1 protein-coding gene is annotated in these 896 nt (G+C 67.1%); it reads right to left on the bottom strand.

All coding sequences use genetic code 11. From position 1 onward, the window contains the following. A partial coding sequence (locus EN969_RS33125) for a KamA family radical SAM protein (RefSeq protein ID WP_127419847.1) occupies positions 1–896 on the bottom strand: 896 nt, incomplete at both ends.

Raw genomic sequence — 896 nt, forward strand, 5'->3', positions numbered from 1 at the left:
CCGTATACGCCCTCACCTCGCCATCCAGCCCGCGCAGCCGCCAGTTCTCGCCCTCCCGTCCCTCGACATGGCAAGGCCCGATCGGCACCTTGCCGCCGCCTTCCGGCAGGTCGAGCACATAGACGGGGTTGCAGATGCCCGACAGTCGCGCCCGCAGCGCTTCGGTCAGCGCCTGCCCCTGCGCAATCGTCGTGCGCCGGTGCGCCATGCCGCGCGCGAGGTCGCCATGGTGCAGGTAATAGGGTTTGACGCCGAGGCGATACATCAGCTCGCGGCAGAGCTCCTCCAGCGCCTCGACGCTGTCGTTGACGCCTTTGAGCAGAACGCTCTGGTTGAGCAGCACGAAGCCGGCTTGCCGCAGCGTGCGACAGGCGGTTTCCGTGGCCTGAGTGATTTCCCGCGCGTGGTTGAAATGGGTGACGATGGTGACCATCAGCCGGCCCTGCAGGGCCGCAACCAGCCCCGGCGTGATGCGCGACGGCAGCGCCACCGGAACGCGCGTGTGGATGCGCAGCAGCCGCACATGCGCGATCGCTTCGATGCGCGCGCGGATTTCGGCCAGCGCCTTGTCGGGCAGCGACAGCGGATCGCCGCCGGTCAGGATCACCTCGCGGATTTCGGGGTGATCCGCGATATAGGCCAGCGCCGGCTCCAGCGCCTCGCGCGTATAACCCCTGCCGATCGAGGTCAGCGATTCCTTGCGGAAGCAGAACCGGCAATAGACCGCGCATTGGTAGGTCGGGAACAACAGCACCCGGTCGGCATGGCGATGCGTCAAGCGCGGCACCGGGCTGAAGTCATGGTCGGCGATCGGATCGTCGAGTTCGCCTTCCGCTTCCTCAAGTTCTTGCGGAGACGGGATGACCTGCGCCCGGATCGGATCAGCCGGGTCGTTC

The organism is Mesorhizobium sp. M7A.F.Ca.CA.003.01.2.1 (assembly GCF_003998945.1).
Lineage (GTDB): Bacteria > Pseudomonadota > Alphaproteobacteria > Rhizobiales > Rhizobiaceae > Mesorhizobium > Mesorhizobium ciceri.